The sequence below is a fragment of the Sinomicrobium kalidii genome (assembly GCF_021183825.1).
GTDB lineage: Bacteria > Bacteroidota > Bacteroidia > Flavobacteriales > Flavobacteriaceae > Sinomicrobium > Sinomicrobium kalidii.
The window spans coordinates 3,718,467-3,738,674 of sequence record NZ_CP089211.1 but is presented as its reverse complement, the minus strand read 5'-3'; the positions used below and the strand labels follow the sequence as shown (position 1 = coordinate 3,738,674).

General features: G+C 45.5%; 19 protein-coding genes. 14 read left to right on the top strand and 5 right to left on the bottom strand.

Translation table 11 applies throughout. The features are described 5' to 3' along the window. The first annotated feature begins 41 nt into the window (after nt 1-41). The 5 genes from LS482_RS15135 (at nt 42) to LS482_RS15115 (ending at nt 6,274) form a co-directional block, all read left to right on the top strand. Nucleotides 42-797 carry a DeoR/GlpR family DNA-binding transcription regulator gene (locus LS482_RS15135; protein ID WP_367890578.1) on the top strand — a complete coding sequence of 252 codons (756 nt, stop codon included), beginning with the start codon at nt 42-44 and terminating at the stop codon, nt 795-797. 294 nt (nt 798-1,091) lie between these two features. Then, a complete protein-coding gene (gene htpG / locus LS482_RS15130; protein WP_233028355.1) occupies nt 1,092-2,975 on the top strand; it encodes a molecular chaperone HtpG in 1,884 nt (627 codons plus the stop codon). Nucleotides 2,976-3,183: 208 nt separating this feature from the next. After that, entirely contained in the window at nt 3,184-3,825 is a 642-nt protein-coding gene (locus LS482_RS15125; RefSeq protein WP_233028354.1) for an MOSC domain-containing protein, read from the top strand. A 114-nt stretch (nt 3,826-3,939) separates the two neighbouring features. After that, on the top strand, nt 3,940-4,416 hold the full coding sequence (locus LS482_RS15120; RefSeq protein WP_233028353.1) for a hypothetical protein: 477 nt from the start codon (nt 3,940-3,942) through the stop codon (nt 4,414-4,416). A 70-nt stretch (nt 4,417-4,486) separates the two neighbouring features. Continuing rightward, entirely contained in the window at nt 4,487-6,274 is a 1,788-nt protein-coding gene (locus tag LS482_RS15115; RefSeq protein WP_233028352.1) for a DUF885 domain-containing protein, read from the top strand. Nucleotides 6,275-6,370: 96 nt separating this feature from the next. Here the strand turns inward: LS482_RS15115 and LS482_RS15110 are convergent, their stop codons facing one another. Then, a complete protein-coding gene (locus LS482_RS15110; RefSeq protein ID WP_233028351.1) occupies nt 6,371-6,982 on the bottom strand; it encodes a T9SS type A sorting domain-containing protein in 612 nt (203 codons plus the stop codon). 238 nt (nt 6,983-7,220) lie between these two features. Between LS482_RS15110 and LS482_RS15105 the strand changes: the two genes are divergently transcribed. Beyond that, nucleotides 7,221-8,093, top strand: a complete 873-nt coding sequence (locus tag LS482_RS15105) for an AraC family transcriptional regulator (protein ID WP_233031837.1) — start codon at nt 7,221-7,223, stop codon at nt 8,091-8,093. Nucleotides 8,094-8,126: 33 nt separating this feature from the next. Beyond that, nucleotides 8,127-8,729 (top strand): alpha-ketoglutarate-dependent dioxygenase AlkB family protein, encoded by a 603-nt coding sequence (locus LS482_RS15100; RefSeq protein ID WP_233028350.1) that lies wholly within the window; start codon nt 8,127-8,129, stop codon nt 8,727-8,729. A gap of 200 nt (nt 8,730-8,929) precedes the next feature. Here LS482_RS15100 and LS482_RS15095 read toward each other — a convergent pair whose 3' ends face one another. Continuing rightward, nucleotides 8,930-9,709: a S1/P1 nuclease gene (locus tag LS482_RS15095; RefSeq protein ID WP_233028349.1), complete on the bottom strand. Its 780-nt coding sequence runs from the start codon at nt 9,707-9,709 to the stop codon at nt 8,930-8,932. 205 nt (nt 9,710-9,914) lie between these two features. Here LS482_RS15095 and LS482_RS15090 point away from each other — a divergent pair, with 205 nt between their 5' ends. From LS482_RS15090 to LS482_RS15075, 4 genes are all read left to right on the top strand, one after another. Beyond that, nucleotides 9,915-10,775 (top strand): SPFH domain-containing protein, encoded by an 861-nt coding sequence (locus LS482_RS15090; protein ID WP_233028348.1) that lies wholly within the window; start codon nt 9,915-9,917, stop codon nt 10,773-10,775. Nucleotides 10,776-10,945: 170 nt separating this feature from the next. Continuing rightward, entirely contained in the window at nt 10,946-12,298 is a 1,353-nt protein-coding gene (locus LS482_RS15085; protein ID WP_233028347.1) for a serine hydrolase domain-containing protein, read from the top strand. A gap of 3 nt (nt 12,299-12,301) precedes the next feature. Further along, entirely contained in the window at nt 12,302-12,469 is a 168-nt protein-coding gene (locus LS482_RS15080; protein ID WP_233028346.1) for a type II toxin-antitoxin system antitoxin, read from the top strand. Between the two features lie 91 nt (nt 12,470-12,560). Beyond that, complete coding sequence (locus tag LS482_RS15075) at nt 12,561-13,370, top strand: HAD family hydrolase (RefSeq protein WP_233028345.1); 810 nt, start codon at nt 12,561-12,563, stop codon at nt 13,368-13,370. Nucleotides 13,371-13,389: 19 nt separating this feature from the next. On the opposite strand, the gene LS482_RS15070 is transcribed toward LS482_RS15075, so the two are convergent. Then, nucleotides 13,390-14,211 carry a siderophore-interacting protein gene (locus tag LS482_RS15070; RefSeq protein WP_233028344.1) on the bottom strand — a complete coding sequence of 274 codons (822 nt, stop codon included), beginning with the start codon at nt 14,209-14,211 and terminating at the stop codon, nt 13,390-13,392. Nucleotides 14,212-14,463: 252 nt separating this feature from the next. On the opposite strand from LS482_RS15070, the gene LS482_RS15065 reads away from it, so the two are divergent. Both LS482_RS15065 and LS482_RS15060 read left to right on the top strand, forming a co-directional pair. Continuing rightward, on the top strand, nt 14,464-15,729 hold the full coding sequence (locus LS482_RS15065) for a DUF819 family protein (RefSeq protein ID WP_233028343.1): 1,266 nt from the start codon (nt 14,464-14,466) through the stop codon (nt 15,727-15,729). Nucleotides 15,730-15,785: 56 nt separating this feature from the next. Next, on the top strand, nt 15,786-16,532 hold the full coding sequence (locus LS482_RS15060; protein ID WP_233028342.1) for a DUF4369 domain-containing protein: 747 nt from the start codon (nt 15,786-15,788) through the stop codon (nt 16,530-16,532). A 7-nt stretch (nt 16,533-16,539) separates the two neighbouring features. Here LS482_RS15060 and LS482_RS15055 read toward each other — a convergent pair whose 3' ends face one another. Next, complete coding sequence (locus LS482_RS15055; RefSeq protein WP_233028341.1) at nt 16,540-17,541, bottom strand: TIGR00341 family protein; 1,002 nt, start codon at nt 17,539-17,541, stop codon at nt 16,540-16,542. 573 nt (nt 17,542-18,114) lie between these two features. After that, nucleotides 18,115-19,233 (bottom strand): DNA polymerase III subunit beta, encoded by a 1,119-nt coding sequence (gene dnaN / locus LS482_RS15050; protein ID WP_233028340.1) that lies wholly within the window; start codon nt 19,231-19,233, stop codon nt 18,115-18,117. A 398-nt stretch (nt 19,234-19,631) separates the two neighbouring features. On the opposite strand from dnaN, the gene LS482_RS15045 reads away from it, so the two are divergent. After that, nucleotides 19,632-20,201: an NADPH-dependent FMN reductase gene (locus LS482_RS15045; protein WP_233028339.1), complete on the top strand. Its 570-nt coding sequence runs from the start codon at nt 19,632-19,634 to the stop codon at nt 20,199-20,201. Nucleotides 20,202-20,208: the final 7 nt, after the last annotated feature.

Genomic DNA, 20,208 nt, shown 5'->3' with positions numbered 1-20,208 from the left:
ACTTTTGCGTATTTTTATACCCGTAAACGGGCTATTGTACTATGATGAACAGACACAAACAAATCCTGGATAAACTGGCCAGGGAAAAACATGTTGAAGTACTGGAATTGAGCAAGGAACTCCGGACATCTGCAGTAACCATCCGTAAGGATTTGCGGTTACTGGAAGAAAAAGGCCTGTTGTTCCGTACACATGGCGGAGCTTCTCTTGAAAACCCCTATGTCAACGACAGGCACGTCAATGAGAAGGAAAAAGTACAGACCGAAGAGAAAAAAGCCATTGCTGCCGCGGCTTCCAAACTGGTGGATACAGCCGAATCCATTATCATCGCTTCGGGGACCACCGTGCTGGCTTTTGCGAGGGCCATTCAGCCCAAAGACAAGCTTATTGTTATCACTTCTGCCCTGAACGTGGCTACGGAACTGCTGAGGCATCCCAATATAGAGGTGTTACAGCTGGGCGGTTATACCCGGCACAGTTCTTCTTCCGTAACCGGGCATTATGCAGAAATGATCCTTGAGGAGACTTCCTGCAACAAATTATTTATAGGTGTGGATGGCATTGACCTGGATTTCGGGCTCACCACCACAGATATTACGGAAGCCCACCTCAACCAGAAAATGATCCGGTCGGCACAGGAGATCATCGTACTGGCCGATGCCACGAAATTCGGAAAAAAGGGATTCGGAAAAATATGTGAGCTGGACCAGGTAGACCATATCATTACTGACAAGAGCATTTCTCCCGTACTGGTAAAAAAACTCAGGGACCAGGGGATTATGGTTACGGTGGCATAGCGAAGAGGGACAGTTGATCAGTTCCGAGTTTCGGGGTTTATGTGTCCGGCATTATTTCCGGGGATACATTTTTCCCGCCGTCACGATAATTGAGCATTTACCATCCCGCACCGGTCATATCTCATCCATACACCGCCAAATATTACATTGACTCACCATCGAATTACCCATCGGCACATGGGACTTCCAACTTCGAACTTCTGACTTTAAAATGTCACTTTGTCACTATACGCCGTATTGGTATTTTTTTTGGGATGGTCCTTTTCGGAAAATCACTATTAAAATTCTAATAAAATGACAACCGGAAATATTAACGTATCTGTAGAAAACATTTTTCCGCTGATCAAGAAATTCCTGTACAGCGACCACGAGATCTTTTTGAGGGAGCTTATCTCCAATGCCACCGATGCCACCTTAAAACTGAAACACCTTGCCGGTATCGGGGAAACCAAAGTGGAATACGGCAATCCCGTTATCGAAGTAAAAATTGACAAGGAAGGCAAAAAACTCCATATCCTGGACCAGGGGATAGGGATGACCGCTGAAGAAGTTCAGAAATACATTAACGAAGTTGCTTTCTCCGGAGCGGAGGAGTTCCTGGAAAAGTACAAGGATTCCAAGGATACGGGGATCATCGGCCATTTCGGGCTCGGTTTTTACTCTGCCTTCATGGTGGCCAAAAAAGTAGAGATCATTACCAAATCGCACACAGATGCCCCGGCAGCGCACTGGACCTGTGACGGAAGCCCGCAGTTTACCCTTGAGGAGGCCGATAAAAAAGAACGCGGAACAGAGATCATCCTGCACATTGCAGACGACTCTACCGAATTCCTCGAAGAAAACAGGATCAACGAACTGCTGGTAAAATACAACAAGTTTATGCCCGTTCCGATAAAATTCGGAACCAAAACAGAAACCCTGCCGAAACCGGAAGATGCCAAGGAAGACGATCCCGCACCGACCCGGGAAGTGGACAACATTATCAACAATACCGAACCGGCCTGGACCAAGCAGCCGACAGACCTCAAAGAAGAAGACTACAAAAACTTCTACCGCGAACTCTATCCCATGCAGTTCGAAGAGCCGTTGTTCCATATCCACCTCAACGTGGACTATCCGTTCAACCTGACAGGGATATTATATTTCCCGAGGCTTTCCAACGATATCAACCTGCAGAAGGATAAGATACAACTCTTCCAGAACCAGGTTTTCGTTACCGATAATGTAGAAGGTATTGTACCGGAATTCCTGACCATGCTCCGCGGGGTGATCGATTCACCGGATATTCCGCTGAACGTATCGCGAAGCTATTTACAGGCCGACGGCAATGTAAAGAAAATAGCCAATTATATTACCCGTAAGGTGGCCGACAAACTGAACTCGCTCTTCAAGGACAACCGAGAAGATTTTGAGAAAAAGTGGAACGATATCAAGATCGTTATCGAATACGGGATGCTTTCGGAAGAGAAATTCTTTGAAAAAGCTGATAAGTTTGCCCTGTATCCGACCGTAGATGACAAGTACTACACGTTTGAGGAATTCAGGGAAAAGATCAAGGACAACCAGACAGACAAGGATGACAAACTCGTGATCCTTTACGCCGGCAACAAGGAAGAACAGCACAGTTATATCGAAGAGGCCAAAGCAAAAGGTTACGAGGTATTATTGCTGGATTCGCCCATAGTAGCACACCTTATCCAGAAGCTGGAAACCGAGAAGGAAAACGTTTCCTTCGTCCGTGTGGATGCCGAACCGATAGACAACCTCATCAAAAAAGACGAGGAAAAGATCTCCAAGTTATCAGACGAAGAAAAAGACAAGTTAAAAGAAAGGCTGACCGAAGTCGTTCCGAAAGAAAAATATACCGTACAACTGGAAGCCATGGACAGCGATGCTGCTCCCTTCCTTATCACCCAGCCCGAATTCATGCGAAGGATGAAGGAAATGAATGCCACCGGAGGAGGCGGCATGTTCGGTATGAGCAATATGCCTGAAATGTATAACCTCGTGGTGAATACAAACAACGACCTGGTGGTGCAAATACTGAACACCAAGACCAAGGCCAAACAGGAAAGACTGATAAAACAGTCGCTCGACCTGGCGCGTTTATCACAGGGGCTTTTGAAAGGTGAAGAACTTACCAGCTTTGTAAAAAGAAGCTTTGATATGATTAAGTAGCCTTTTCGGGTTTGAGATATTGAAAGTCGGATACCTGACTTCTGTTTCAGGTCTTTTATTAAGTAAAAAACCGTTCCGTGGATTTTTCCGGAGCGGTTTTTTGTTGATCAGCTTCTATATTTTGGAACAAGACAAAAAACCGGAATCCCGACCGTGAAGAAACAGGGACAGGTTGTGAAATTTTAATTTTTAGCCGTAGTTTTACGTTATGAAAGTCATTGCCGTCAACATAGCCCGCCCCACTGTTATCAACTGGCGGGGAAAAGAAGTTAAAACCGGGATCTACAAACTCCCGGTACCCGACCCCATAGTGCTGGAGGCCGAAGATGTAAAAGGCGATACCGTAGTAGACCGGAAATACCACGGTGGAAAAGACAAGGCCTGTTACCTCTTTTCTGCCGATCATTACCCCTACTGGAAAAACCTTTACCCCGACCTCGACTGGAACTGGGGAATGTTCGGCGAAAACATCACGGTACAGGGACTTGACGAAGCCGATATACGCATTGGCGATGTCATGAAAATAGGCAGTGCAGTGGTACAGGTTTCCCAGCCAAGACAACCCTGCTTTAAACTGGGTATCCGGTTCGGCGACCAAAAAGTCCTAAAGCACTTTATCACTCATGCCTTTCCCGGCGCATATCTTCGTGTACTTTCACGGGGCACCGTAGCTGCGGGAGACCCTGTTACCATCCTGGAAAGAGATCCGCGACAATTAAGCCTGAAAAACATTTTTGAACTGCTTTACCGGCCCCGGAACGGGCAAACCATACAAAAAGCCATCATACACCCCCACCTGGCGGAAAGTTGCCGAAAAGACCTGGGCAAGGCGCTCTCAAGAATATCCTGACACTTTTCTCATCCTTTAAAGGTAAAAGGAGGCCGTAAAAACGTCAAATGAAAAGATTTTTTTGTATTTTTATGAGGCACGGCTTTTTACAAACCTTTTGCAATTATAGAAGTGATGACAAACCTGTTCAAAAAATTAAAACTGGAAAACCAAAAAGAGATCCTGGTGTTGAACGAACCCAGGGGATTTACAAAACAACTGGCCGAACTTGTGGGTATCGAGGTCATAGAGTCGCTTGTACAGGTCAATAAAGTGGAATTTGCACTGGTATTTGTCACCTCTATAAAGGAGTTCGAACAACAAATGCTTACACTGGGACCAAAGCTTAAAGACGATGTGATTCTATGGATCGCACACCCCAGAACCATCTCCAAAAATTACACCACGGATATTACGGATGCCTATAACTGGGGCCCGCTTACCCGGAATTCCTATGACTGGGTTGAAGACCTCATCATCAACAAAGACTGGGAAGCGCTCCGCTTCCGGAAACTGGAATACGTCCCACCCCTGTACCGCAACCACCGCAACCGAAAAATGCAGGACAACGGAGTAAAACCGGATACTTCGTCGGCTTCACCTTCGGCATAATATCCGGCCGGAGTCTTCTTTCTGTACATGAAAGCCCTTATCGACGCTAACTACTCAATAACCAATTCCCATGAAAAAGAAAATTATTCTTATCACCGGTATTCTACTGGTGTTTATGCAAAGCTGTAAAAAAGAAGCAACACAAAAATCCGAAGACCAGCCTCCCATTGCACAGGTATTTGAAGACTATTATGAAGAAAGCCTGAAATTAAATCCCCTCAATGCCACTTTTGCAGGCGACAACCGTTACAATGACCGTCTTCCCAACAACATCACCGAAGCATACAGGGACTCACTCAAGGCTTTTTACTCACGCTATAATACAAAGCTGGAAAACTATGACAGGAATACACTCAGCAAAAACGAGCAAATGAGCTATGACATCCTCCGGTGGGAATGCGACATGAACCTGGAGGAACTGGAATTTCCCACGCATTTGATCCCTTTCAATCAATTTTATTCCCTGCCCCTCACCATGACACAACTGGCCGGCGGAACGGGAGCACAGCCCTTCAATACCGCGGAAGATTACAACAACTGGCTCAAACGTATCGACGCTTTTACAATATGGTGCGATACTGCGGTGGCAAACATGAAGAAAGGAATGGAAAAAGGATATGTCCTTCCAAAGTCACTCACAATAAAAATTCTTCCCCAGATAGAAGGCCTGGCCAATGCGGAAGTGGAAGAACACCTGTTTTATACCCCGGTAAAAAACTTCCCCGAAACCTTTACCGATGAAGAAAAAACCAGTCTCCGAAAAGCCTACACCACCATGATCGGAGATCAACTGATCCCCGCCTTTAAAGATTTACACACTTTTTTAAAAGATGAATACCTCCCTGCCGGGAGGGAAAGCTCGGGAATCTCTGCAATACCGGAAGGCCGGGAATTCTACAACCACCTTATCCGGAAATACACTACTACGGATCTAACTGCCGGGGAAATCCATGAACTGGGACTGAAGGAAGTGGAACGTATTGCCTCGGAGATGGAAAAGGTTAAAGCGGAAACAGGGTTTAAAGGTGACCTCAAGGCCTTTTTTGACCATGTAAGGAACAAAAAAGAGCTGATGCCCTACACCGATCCGCAACAGGTGATCGACAATTTCAAAGAAATTCACCGGACCATGCAGCCCCAACTGGACAAGCTTTTTGACCTGGCCCCGGAAACCGCCTTTGAAGTACGCCGTACCGAGGCATTCCGCGAGGCCTCGGCAAGTGCCGAATACCATCCGGGTTCTCTGGACGGAACGCGGCCGGGAATATTTTATGTCCCCATTCCCGATGTAAAAAACTACAATGTATTCTCCGATGAGGACCTGTTCCTTCACGAGGCCATCCCCGGACATCACTACCAGATTTCCCTGCAACAGGAAAACGATTCGCTCCCCATGTTCCGCAAATCACTATACTACAGTGCCTACGGTGAAGGATGGGCGCTTTATTCGGAATCGCTGGGCAAAGAACTGGGGCTTTACACAGACCCTTATCAATATTTCGGTATGTTAAGCGCCGAAATGCACCGCGCCATACGGCTGGTTGTGGATACCGGAATACACACAAAAGACTGGACCCGGGAACAGGCTATTCAATATTCTTTGGATAACGAAGCGGAGTCGGAAGCCGGAATTACAGCGGAAATAGAACGTTACATGGCAATACCGGGCCAGGCCCTGTCTTATAAAGCAGGCCAGTTGAAGATCCTGGAACTTCGGGAAAAAACAGAAAAAGCACTGGGAGACCGGTTCGACATCAAACAATTTCACAATAAAATACTGGAATCAGGATGTTTGCCGCTGCAATTACTGGAAGACAAAATAAACGCCTGGATCACTGAAACACAATCACAGTCGTAAACCATGAAAAAAGGCTGCCTTTCCGGCAGCCTCTTTCGCTTTAAAATCAATCAATCTATTAAAAAACCCAATATTAATCTTTTTCTTTTTCCTTATTTATGACTTTTCGGTCTTTACTTCTTTTACGAACGTTTTGTTTTTGTGGGTAAGGACAAGTGTGTATGATCCTTTGTGTACATTTGAAAAATCATACATTTTGCCCAGTTCATAAGCTCCTTTCAGTGTTTCTTCGTGAAGCAGGGTATCGTTGTCATCATAAACCTCTATGTGAAGCGGCGACTTGTCCAGGCTCAACAGGTTTACATACACCATACTGTTTCTCACGGAAACTATAGGTTTGAACATTTCGTTGTTTTTCTCATAAAAAAGCCGTGCGGAATAAGTATTAACAACTATGGGATATCGTTTCACCTTGGTAGCGCTCTCTACTTCAAGGAAATACTCCCCTTCCGGCAATTTGTCGAAATTATAGGTTCGTTTGTATTCACCGTTTACTTCAATGTTTTCTGCATACAATACCCTGTCATTCCTATCTATAAGTGAAAGTCCAACGGATTTCTGTACGTTACTAACAACAAAACTCACGGTTTTACCTTCATACGCCTTAACTTCAAGAGAGAAGTCCGCGTCACCGGCGGTTTTTGCCCCGACAGTCACCACCATTAACATAACAGCGGCAACAATACTGATCTTGGTTAACTTTTTCATAACAGCAATTTTTTTAATTAAACAGATTAGGTTTTGTTGACGATGTAAAATTACGCCGGGCATTGCGAATACACTACCGTTAAATTTTCCGATACATGTGCTATTTTAACCCTAACCCAATGTTAAATTAATGTTACGGGTAATATCTCATATATTATTGTTAACTTTGTATAGATATTGCCAATATCACGATATTTTTTAGAAAAAATTCAACATTCAAAAATATACAACTATGGAATTGAAAAATCTAAAACCGTCATTCGAAGTCATACACCCTTCGTTCGGTAATTCTTTTTCCTATTCCAGGTACCGCCAGAAAAAGAACAACAAGGCAAGGGTATGGCATTACCACCCGGAAATAGAACTGGTTTACGTAAACGGAGGCGCCGGCAAACGGCAAATAGGCAGCCACATATCCTATTACACAGACGGCGACCTCATCCTGATAGGCAGTAACCTCCCCCACTGCGGCTTTACCAACGAACTTACCGGCAACAAAAGTGAAACGGTAATACAGATGAAACCCACCTTCCTGGGGAGGGATTTCCTGGAAATCCCCGAGATGAAAAACATCCAGACCATTTTTGACCGGGCCAAAGGAGGGATCGCTTTTTATGGCGAAACCAAGGAAAAAATAGGAAGGAAAATAGAGCATATGGCTGCACAATCGCAGTTCAACAGGCTGCTTACCATCCTGAGTGTGCTGCACGACCTCCAGGATTCCAAAGAATACAAGGTACTCAATGCGGAGAGTTTTCTCCTGGAAACAGAAGTCCAGGACAACGAAAGGATAAATATTATCTTTAATTTTGTCAAGGACAATTACAGGAGACAGATCTCCCTGGATGAAGTAGCGGAAATCGTAAGTATGACCGTGCCCTCGTTCTGCAGGTATTTTAAGAAGATAAGCAACAAGACCTTTACAAAGTTTGTAAACGAATACCGGTTGGTACACGCTTCCAAACTGCTGGCCGAAAAGCCGATGAGCATTACCGAGATATGTTTCGAAAGCGGGTTCAACAATTTTTCGCATTTCAACAAATCGTTCAGGGAGTTTACCGGTAAAAGTCCTACGGAATACAGGCATGAACTCCAGTCTGTATTCAACTGATAAAAGACAGTGTGTAACCCAATACCCGTTACATTGTATAAAAAAGACACATACAGGATTCCGTTGAAAGATGCCGATGTCTGCTATTGTCCCGGATTTTTCCCGGAAGCGGACGCGTTACGCTATTACGATGCCATTCTGAACGCTGCCCGATGGCAGCAGGATTATATTACCCTCTTCGGAAAAACCCACCCTCAACCCCGGTTAACGGCGTTATATGCCGATAACGAAGCCCCTTATTCCTATTCGGGGATCACCATGCACCCGCTCCCCTTTTTCCCGGAACTGGAAGAAATAAAACAAAAGGTAGAACAGGCATGCGAAACACATTTTACCTCCTGCCTTTTAAACCTGTACCGCCACGGAAAAGACAGCAACGGCTGGCATGCGGATAACGAACCCGAACTGGGCACAAACCCGGTGATCGCTTCTGTGAGCCTCGGGGCGGAACGTTACTTTCACCTGAAGCACAAAAAAGAGAAACAGTACAAACACAAATTACTGCTGGAAAACGGAAGTCTGCTCATTATGCAGGGAAAAACCCAGCACCACTGGCTGCACCAGATCCCAAAAACCGCAAGGGAAACAGGCCGGAGGATCAATATGACTTTCCGAAATATCAAAAAACAGCCCTGATAAATAATTGAAGTAAAAAAAGCCGTCCGCTTTCGGCGGACGCTTTGTGTTTCTTATTCCCTGGGATACGAAAGCCAATTGCTGCCTTTAACATAACGGGAATACATATATTAATTTCCTCGCGCTTAGCCTTCACGGATAATAGATCAAATGCCGTGCCAAACTAAGGAAATGGTTTTAAACAGGAATTCCCCGGAAAATCACCCGAAAATTTCGTTGAGCACCTTTGCCAGCCGGATTCCGCCCTTCCGGAGCTGTTCCTTCACGGCATCAAAATGATCGTACATATAACGATAGCCCAGTTTTTCACCGATCTCCGCAGAAGCATATACCTCATCCGCCAGGTCGCGGGATTCTTCCACCCAGTCCGGCAGACTGCCCTGTTGCAGTTTTTTTACCTCCTTCCGGGATATTTCCGGATAACTGCCGGCTATTTCAGTGTAGCTCATTTTGTAGTGATCGATCATCCCGGAGTCCCAGACACTGTGCAGATTAGTGCCGTCATCAAACCAGCGCACCTGTATGTCATTTCCGCCTTTATCTTCGGCCCTGCCTACATGAAGGGGCTGGTGAAGATCTCCGATAAAGTGGATTAACATTTTAAGATAAAAAACCCGGTCTTCCTCCGCGGCATTATCATCTTCCAGTACGGCGATACATTTTTCTATCCCGATCACCAGATCGCCGTATTCACTTGCAGGAACCTCCCCGTACTGCTTTCCCGGCGGAATATTTACATAATGCCAGGGACTGTATTTCCGGAAACGGGGATCGGATTTTATGTTATCAGCATAGTTAGCCACTACTGCGAGGTGCTCCCCGTGCAGCAGTCTGGCTATTTTCCTCCGGGCGCGGCCATTGAGGTATTGCTCTGCAATCTCACCCACAACCCTGTGTCCCGTAGGCCCCCAAACCACAGTATTCGCCCGGGCCATATTTCCCATACACAATACAACAAGTAAAAAAACAGCTTTTTTCATTCCATTATTTTTTTAGTTCGTCACTCCGGGAAGTCGCCCCAAAAATAGCCCTTCTGTTCCAAAGAAAAAGTCATCTTAAAGTTAAAATTCCGTTTGCGCCCTGTCTTTCATCCCGTCACCGCCCGGTATCCCATAAAAAATGCACAAAATCTTCAGTTATTAAAAAAAATTAATATATTTATGATATCATTTTAATATCAAAAACATGAGACACGAAAAAATTATTGCTCCGGCAAACGGCTATGTGATGCTACTGGTATTCGCAGTTTTATTCCTGGGTGGGATAGCAGGTTTCCTGTTCACCGAAACAGGCGGGTTTATAATAAGTGTAGTTATCTCCCTCTTTATCCCTAAAGGATTTATCCTGGTCAACCCCAACGGGTCCCGGGTATTGTTGCTCTTCGGGAAATATATGGGCACGGTAAAAAAGAACGGCTTTTTCTGGGTAAATCCGTTTTACACCAAGAAAAAGATATCCCTCAAAGCCAGCAATTTCGACAGTGAACGCCTCAAGGTCAACGACAAACTCGGCAATCCCGTAATGATAAGCACCATTCTGGTATGGCGGGTAAGGGATACCTATAAAGCCGCGTTTGAAGTAGATGATTATAAGGATTTTGTTCGTGTACAAACCGATGCTGCCGTACGAAAACTGGCCAGCATGTACCCTTACGACAATTTTGCGGATGAAGGATCTGATGAAGACATCACGCTCCGGTCGAGTGTCAACGAGGTCAGCGAAGCCCTGGAAAAGGAAGTCCAGGAACGTCTGGCCATGGCCGGTATTGAAGTACTGGAGGCCCGGATAGGTTATCTGGCCTATGCCCAGGAAATTGCCAATGCCATGCTGAAACGCCAACAGGCTACTGCCATAGTCGCAGCCCGGCATAAAATCGTGGAAGGTGCCGTAAGCATGGTGGAAATGGCTTTGGACGAACTCAGCAAAAAGGAGATCGTGACGCTGGATGAAGAGCGAAAGGCCGCAATGGTAAGCAACCTCATGGTTGTGCTGTGTTCCGATAAAGACGCCGCACCGGTCATCAACTCCGGGACGCTCAATCACTGATATGGATTATAAAAACCGGATCATGTTACATATACTTCTGACCATCCTGTCCTTGCTCCTCACCTGGTTTCTGGGTACGGTATAAAAAAGCACCCGGAATTTCCCACAACTATGCCAACATCCTTAACTTTGCCGCTACATACCTGATCGCCACCAACACAGATTGATATATGAAACGTAAAAAAACAGTAAAATACCACAGTTCCCTCGCTCTGCTGATCCTTACGGGACAGTTTTGTACCGCACAAATAACGCAACCCGTCAAGGATGAGATCAAGACACGTGTGGACAACAAGGTCTACCCTTCTGTAGCCGTTGGTATATGGGAAGAGGGGAAAGAAGAACATTACTTTATATACGGACATAAAAACATTGCGAAAAAGGAAAAAGCCGACAAAAACACCCTTTATGAAATAGGTTCCATAACCAAGACCTACACGGGCCTGTTACTGGCCAAATATACCACAGCTGGGAAACTGAAGCTGAATTACCCGGCAGACACATTGCTCCCCGATTCCATCAGGCTCAGGGACAGCACGGGAAACGCTATACTGCTCAAACAGCTTTCTACGCATACATCGGGATTGCCGCGCCTTCCGGATAACCTGGCGCCTTCTTCCCTGGATAACCCCTACAGGGATTATGACCGGAAACAACTGTTCGATTACCTCCGGCATTATAAACCGACAGCCATCGGCAAAAGGTATTTGTATTCCAATCTGGGAGCAGGGCTCCTGGGCGAATTACTTGCCCTGAGCCAGCAGACTGATTACGACAAACTCCTCCGGAAGGAAATTTTATCTCCTTTAAAATTAAAACATACTTTTATAAAAGTCCCGGAAGGACAGACAGGCAATCTGGCTACGGGTTATATGGGGAACAATCCCGTAAGCCACTGGGACTTTAAAGCCCTCGCCGGAGCCGGGGCATTAAAAGCCAGTATCACTGACCTCCTGGCTTACGGAAAGACTTACCTTACCCCGGAAAACCCCTTAAAAGAAGCGGCAAGCCTTACCATGCAACCCCATTTCACCGGTAAAGACAACCGGAAATACGGCCTCGGGTGGCATTTTTCAGGGGATATTGCTTTTCACAACGGCGGTACGGGCGGATTTCGCTCATTCCTCGCCATAAACCCCGTGCAAAAACGGGTGGTTGCCATAGTGGTCAATTCCGGGAGCAGCCCGGCGGAAGATATCGCCATGCACCTGGTAGCCCCGGAAAAACACAAACTGCTGACGACACCCGAAGCCATGGATATCAAACCGGAAAAACTGCAACACTATGCGGGGAGTTATCAAAATAACGGCCTGGGCTTCCGTATCCGTTTTACGGTAAAAAACAATGCCCTTTATGCCGCTATACCCGGACAACCGGAACAACGCATATATTATAGCGGGGATCACAGTTTTTTTTATAAGACCGTTCTCGCGAGGTTAATATTTGAAGCTGATGAAAATGATACGATAGTAGGACTCACCCTGTATCAGAACGGCCAGGAGGTTCTGCTTATAAAAGATTAAGACATGGCAAAGAAAAAAGCATTCGCACTGCGCATTAACGAAGAAATGCTCAAAGCTATCGAAAAGTGGGCCGCCGACGAGTTCCGCAGCACCAACGGCCAGATAGAGTGGATGCTTATGCAATCGTTAAAACAGGCCAAGCGGGCCCCGAAAAAAAAGGACGACCAATGACCGGGACAGCGGACAAAAATCATTCTCCTGAAATTTGATATGCGAAATATATTCGCTTTATTGCATCGCAAAAATTGCTACAACTCCGGTTATGACATACAAAATACTTTTCACCGATATAGACGGTACTTTACTCAATGCCGAAAGGGACTTGTCTGCCCTCACTGTAAACGAAATAAAAAGGATAAAAAACGATATCCCTGTAATACTGGTTTCCGCAAGGATGCCCAAACAAATGTACCATCTGCAGGAAAAACTGGATGTTTCCCGATCCCCCCTGGTATGTTATAACGGCGCCCTTGTACTGGTGGATGAGCAGTCCATACATTCCACCGAAATCCCCCTGGATACCGTAAAACACATTGTCAACTACAACGAGAACAATCCCGAAGGGAAATTTCATATCAGCCTGTTCAACACCAATTCGTGGTATGTGGAATCTTATGACCGCTGGGCGAAAAGGGAAGAGAACAATACCAGGATAAGCCCTGAAATAAAACCCAACCGGGCTGTTGTAGACGAATGGGAACCCCTGCAAAAAGGAGCGCATAAAATTACCTGTATGGGTGATGCGCACCTTATTGAAAAAGCCTACCGGAATTTCAGCAAACACCTGGGCGATGGTCTTCACCTTTACCGTTCCAAAGACACCTATATTGAAATTGCCAGTAAGGAAGTTTCCAAACTTACCGGCATACAAAAACTGCTTGCCCACTACAACCTGTCACTGGAGCAGGCCATTGCGTTCGGCGACAATTATAACGACACCGAAATGATCGCCGCCGTAGGACACGGAGTTGCCGTAGCCAACGCCCGTGACGAAGTAAAAGCAGTGGCAGATGCCCTTACAGCCCATCACAAGGAAGACGGGGTAGCCAAATATATTCAAAAGGTATTTTAAGGATGCTACCGGAATACCGCTATGCACGCTGTTTTTCCTTTCGCCGGTCGGCAGCGGATTGATCTTCCGCCATTCCCGCTTTCCAGTAGGAATAGGCATAAAGTTCCCCGGCGGTCCACCCCAGTTCTTTACGCAGGTACTGCCGGATTTCTTTCACACTTGAAAATTCGGCGGCTACATACCCGAACCGGGTCCCCTCTTCGGGTAGCTGCACCTGTTTGACAGCATCCGCCAGTTTACTGCCTTCCTCCGGGGAAGGGTTGTGTAACCAGCATATATCGAGCTGTGCTTCCGTGTACAGTTGCTGTTCGTCTTCTTCTCCGTGAACCTCTAAAACAGCCGTTACACGGGCAGTTGAAGGCAAACTTTCCAGAATAGCCCCCAAAACGGGAATTGCCGTGGCATCTCCGGCCAGCAGGTACCAGTCGGCCTCAGGGTACAGGGTTCTCTTCCCCGCTTTCATCAATACACCGAGCTGGTCCCCTTCTTTTGCCCGTCCTGCCCATCCTGACGCGGGACTGTGATCACCGTGATAAACAAAGTCGACGATCATCTCCCTGTTTTCCACATCAATACCCCGGTGCGTATAGGTACGTATCACCGGGCGAAGGTGCTCCGGAGGTTGTATCCATTCGTTTTTTACTTCATCGAATTCCGGAAAATGGATTTTGTCTACACCCTTCGGCGGAACCAATATCTTGTTATTCACACCTACGGTAGTATCTGCAAATTGTTCTATGTGATCTCCTGTCAGAACTACCCGGATATAATGCGGGGTTATATATTCCTTTCGCTTTACGTGAAGTACTGCTCTTAGCACATCATTCTTTTTATCAGCCATATTTCACCAATTATTTTCTATTCGTTTTACCAGGTCATATGAAGTGCCCTCAACGGTTTAATATCTTATCCACAGGCATTTCAAAAAAACCCGAAGCTAAATTAAATTATTATTTATACTTATTCTAAATTAAAAGGTTAAAAAAATACTATTGTTTTTTTTACAGTGCGTGACGTGGATTTTGAAAAAATATAAATCCGGGAGCCGGTTCTGTTGTATTTTTGTATTTTGCCGGCAAATAACAGACGTCATATGGAAAAAACCGCTGTTTTTACTAACGATATCATTGTCTTCGGATTGTTAATGCTGGCCCTTGGTTTCGTTTTCTACACCTCTTCCAGGACCACGGGATTCTGGAGCAAATTCTATAAAATTGTCCCCGCCCTTCTGATGTGCTACCTCATTCCGGCCATATATAATTCCACGGGACTCGTGGACGACCAGACATCCAACCTGTATTATGTAGCGAGCAGGTATTTGCTACCCGCCGCACTCGTTCTGATGACACTCAGTATAGACCTCAAAGCCATCTTTAACCTGGGACCCAAAGCGCTTATCATGTTCTTTACAGGGACTATAGGTATTGTGATCGGCGGGCCATTGGCCATTTTACTGATTTCACTGGTCTCTCCGGATACCGTAGGCGGTGTGGGCTTCGATGCTGTGTGGCGGGGGCTGGCTACGCTGGCGGGAAGCTGGATAGGCGGTGGGGCCAACCAGGCTGCCATGCTGGAAATATTCAAATACAACCCGGAAAAGTACGGCGGTATGGTGCTCGTGGATATTGTGATGGCCAACCTGTGGATGGCGGTAATCCTCCTGGGAATCGGTAAAAACCAGCAGATAGACCGCTGGCTCAAAGCAGATGCTTCGGCCATAGAAGAGCTGAAACACAAAGTTTCCGCTTTTGCAGAAAAAATATCCCGGAACCCTTCGCTTACCGACCTTATGATCATTCTCTCCATCGCTTTCACTACAGTGGGCATTGCTCATTGGGGAGCCACAGGTATCTCTGAATTTCTGATTTCAACCTTTGAAGCAGTAAGAGACAAACAAAGCGCATTGTCTTCCTTTGGTTCCCAGTTCTTCTGGATGATCTCCATTGCTACTGCCATTGGGATACTATTGTCTTTTACCAGGGTGAGAAATTACGAAGGTGCCGGCGCCGGCAAACTGGGAAGTATCTGTATCTATATTCTCGTAGCCACCATAGGCATGAAAATGGACCTGGCAGCCGTATTTGACAATCCCGGGCTGCTGGCTATCGGACTGGTATGGATGGCCATCCATGCCGGATTGCTTATCCTGGTGGCCAAATGGATAAAGGCACCGTATTTCTTTCTGGCCGTGGGCAGCCAGGCCAACGTGGGCGGAGCGGCTTCTGCTCCTGTTGTTGCTGCAGCATTTCATCCTTCGCTTACTACAGTAGGGGTACTCCTGGCCGTATTCGGTTATGCAGTGGGTACCTACGGAGCCATGCTCTGTGCCTGGTTAATGGAATTTGCCGCTACGGTGTAGTTTATATGGATCAGAATAAAGATATTTGCAGCGCTAATCTAATCATGTAAAAAACTATGACATTCGTAAACAAGACGATAACTTTCACAGCAGCTTTTTTACTGCTTCTTTCCTGCGGTGGCCGCGACGCGAACGAAATGCATGTGACCGGCCAGGTAAAAGGATTGAAAAAAGGCACCCTTTACCTGCAAAAGGTAAAGGACTCCACCCTTGTAACACTGGATTCGCTAATTGTGGACGGGGACAGTCATTTTGATTTTACCACCGAAATTGAAGCACCCGAAATCTTTTACCTCTCTGTCAACCGGCACAACAGTGTAAACAAAGATACCAGCCTGCTCTTTTTTGGTGAAAAAGGCGAAATCACCATCAATACTTCCTGGAACTACTTCTCTGCCGAGGCCAAGGTAGAAGGCTCCGAAACTCATGAAAAACTGGAGGAATACCAGAAAATAATGCGAAAGTTCCGGGAGAAAAACCTGGAATTGATCACCGCACAGCTAAAAGCCGGTAACGACTCCCTGAAAAGGGACTCACTGGGGAAGGTCATAGATAAAAATACTACCAGGAGCTACCTTTATACCCTGAATTTTGCATTGGGAAATACCGATTCTTATGTAGCTCCGTACATTGCTCTTTCGGAAGTATCCAACGCCCGCTTAAAATACCTGGATACGATAAACGCCTCGTTGTCTCCGGAGGTGGCCGCTTCCAAATACGGCAAAGCACTGAACACCTATATCCAAGAAATAAAAGACCTGCAGGAGCAAAACAACGGGGAAGATAAAGAAAAGAGCGAATAGCGGCTTTTCACTTCCCGGGTACGGTTTCCATACCGGGTTCGAATTTCCGGATCAGTAAAATGGTGAGGATAATGAGCACCAATGCCAGGGACCAGATCAAAAAGGCGTAGCGGGTTTTCTTCTTCGCCTTTTCTTTTTCCCACCACCTTCCCGGCCTGATTCCCGCAAAATAAAAAGTGATAATACCCGCAATGTTCAGGCAGATGATATTTGTGGAAAAAATAAGGAAGGAATTGAAGGCATCCCGGTAATATGTTCCTCCGAGTAACAGGCCGGCCCTCATAAGCGGCGGTAAAAGGGCGGCTGCTACCATGACACCCACTAAGGTGCTGCCCTGGCCGCTAATTGCTGATATCACCCCTGCAAAACCGCATACCAGGGCGAGGACAATATCATCATAAGCAATATTCGGGTCCATGGTAATATATCCCACATCTCCCGCAAGCATCCCCCATAACACGGAAATGACCAGGGCGATAAGCGTACCGACGATCCCCGTAATTATCGATTTTTTAATGACAGGCCAGTCTCCCAGCGTTGTACCAAAGGCCATAGACATATTCGGGCCAAGAAAGGGCGCTATGACCATAGCCCCTATAATAATGGCCACATTGTCCTTCAGAATGCCTATTCCCGCCACAAATGTGGAGAGGATAATCATGAGAATAAAATTCAGGGAAAGTTTTACGGGTTCATCAATATCACTGTAAAGCTCTTCTTTACTGATGGCAATGAATTTCCCGATCTTTATTTTAGCCTCCTCTTCCTTTTCAGGCATATCGGGTTTTGGCAAGGTTCCTTCCACAGGATGGATGATCACCCTGCAATGCGGTCGTTTTTCGAGAGAGGCCAGCAGTTCCCTGGCGTGCTCATCCCGGGTGAGTACTTTTACTATATAACCGCCTTCTACGGTCTCCGATATCCATTTTTCAATAACTTCATCGCTGTCCAGAAGTGTTTCTGTCGCTTCTTTCGCTTCTTTTTCTATAACGATCTCTAAAAGTCTCAACGGCTTACTTTCTTATTATATACATTTTTTAACTCAGTTGCTTAAAGATAATAAATTTCCGATAGCATCTCTCAAAAATCCCACATTCGGAACTAAACCACCGGACTTGCAGTCCGGTGGTTTAGAAAGGCAATGAAATTGCCATGGTTATTGAGTTACTGCGTTATTAAGTCAACACGCAATAACTCAGCAACTTAATAACTCAGTAACCTAATAACCATAAGATACAGGAATTAAAATAGTTGTAAACTAAAATGGCACCAGAATTAAAGTTGTGGAGCTTGGTTCTTTAATTGTAAAATATTACAAGTTACCGAAAGTTAAGCAGGTATTATTTTAACCGAAGAAATGCTTTTAAACCTTTGTGCTTCCCGGGTAACAGCACAATCCGCAACACATAACACCTTTTTCATTTCCGGATCAACCAACTCATTACAATAGTTTTTATATCATCCGCAATTTTTTAGCACGGTCTCTTTTCTTACCAACAAAAAAGCCGTTCCCAAAAAGTGAAGGGGACGGCCCTGATATAAAAATAACGGTTATGTACTATTATTCCGTATAGATTTTTAATTAATTGTTCAACATGACCGGCATAACCAGCATGGTTATATATTCCCCTTCGTCCAGTCCGTCAACCGGGGTAAGGATACCGGCCCTGTTGGGGAGCGACATTTCTACGGATACATCATCCGCAGTAAGGTTGTTCAGCATTTCGATAAGAAACCTGGAGTTAAAGCCTATCTGCATATCATCGCCCTGGTATTCACAGGTGAGCCTTTCTTCTGCCTTGTTGCTGTAATCTATGTCCTCGGCAGATATGTTGAGCTCGGCTCCGGCTATCTTCAAACGGATCTGATGGGTGGTCTTATTGGAAAAAATACTCACCCTGCGTGCAGAATTGAGAAACTGCGTCCGGTTAATTGTAAGTTTGTTAGGATTCTCTTTGGGGATCACTGCCTCATAATTCGGATACTTTCCGTCAATGAGACGGCAAACCAGTTCCACGTTATCAAAGGTAAATTTGGCATTGCTCTCGTTATATTCTACGGTCACTTCCGTTTCACTGCCTGCCAGGATTCCTTTCAACAGGTTGAGTGGTTTTTTCGGCATGATAAATTCGGCGACTTCGCTTGCGGAAAGGTCCGTACGCTGGTATTTAACAAGTTTATGCGCATCTGTAGCCACAAAAGTGAGGTTCTCAGGTGAAAACTGAAAGAACACTCCGCTCATCACGGGGCGCAGATCGTCATTACCCGCGGCAAAAATGGTCTTACTGATCGCAGTAGCCAGCACGTCCCCGACAACAGAAGTGGAACTCGGGTCCGCCAACTCTACTGTTTTGGGAAATTCCGAAGCATCTGCATATGCCAGGGCATATTTCCCGTGATTGGAACTGATCTCTATGGTATTGTTGTCTTCCATGACAAAGGTGAGCGGCTGTTCCGGAAAGGTTTTGAGAATATCCAGCAACAACCTGGCCGGCACGGCTATGTTCCCCTCGGCATCCGATTCCACATCAAGCACCGCGCTCATGGTAGTCTCCAGGTCCGAAGCCGAAACCGTCAGCTTTTCGCCTTGCAATTCAAATAAAAAGTTATCTAAGATGGGCAGGGTGTTACTGTTGTTAATGACCCCTCCTAATACCTGTAGTTGTTTTAACAAATACGAACTGGATACAATAAACTTCATCTGTTAGTTTTTAAGACTCCTTCCTTCAAAATGCACAAAAGGAGATTTCTTATGTTCAACTACAAATATATCTTAATTATAAGTTTTACAGAAAGATATTTATTAACAGGTTATGAATATTTTTCCCCGCAGTATTTCTTTGGGCATAATGCCCTGAACTTCTTGACGGAACACATTTCTTCATTCTCTCCGAAAAAAGCCGGACAAAATCTTAACATGATTTAAAATATTGTATCACAATGACTTAAAAATAATAATTTCTTCAATATTTCCTTCCGGTATTAATTACACCAATTTATTGATAGACATATACTATCAAAACAACATAAAACCATTGATTTAATCAATTAATTTTATACCATCAAAAAAGCATAAGTCTAACATATAAAACCACTATCATGAAAATTACAATTGTTTTAGGAAGCGTACGGAACGAAAGGCAGTCGCACCGACTTGCCCATTTTATACAACAACAACTCATTAAAAAAGGAATGGAAACCAACCTGGTGGATCTCAGTGCAACGCCCCTGCCCATTTTTGGTCAGGACGGAACAGATACTACTTATGTAGGCCCCGTAGGTCACCGGTTAAAACAAAGTGATGCCATGATCTTTGTTACCCCGGAATATCACGGCAGCTTTTCAGGGGCCCTTAAAAATATGCTCGACTACTACTGGGCAGAATTCCAGCAGAAACCCATAGCGGTTGCTACGGCTTCCTCCGGAAAAATGGGAGGCATCAATGCTTCTTCCCAGTTACAGCACGTGATCCTGAGCCTCGGTGCTTATCCACTCCCCCTCAAACTCCTGGTTCCGGAAATCCACCAGGCTTTTGACGATGAGTTTTCTCCTTTGAGAGATTCGGTAACCGACAACACCAACAGGTTCCTGAAAGAATTTCTCTGGTATGCAGATGCGTTATACAGCAAAAAGAGCGAAACAAAAGATACGGTAGCAACAGCAGGTTAATATCAAA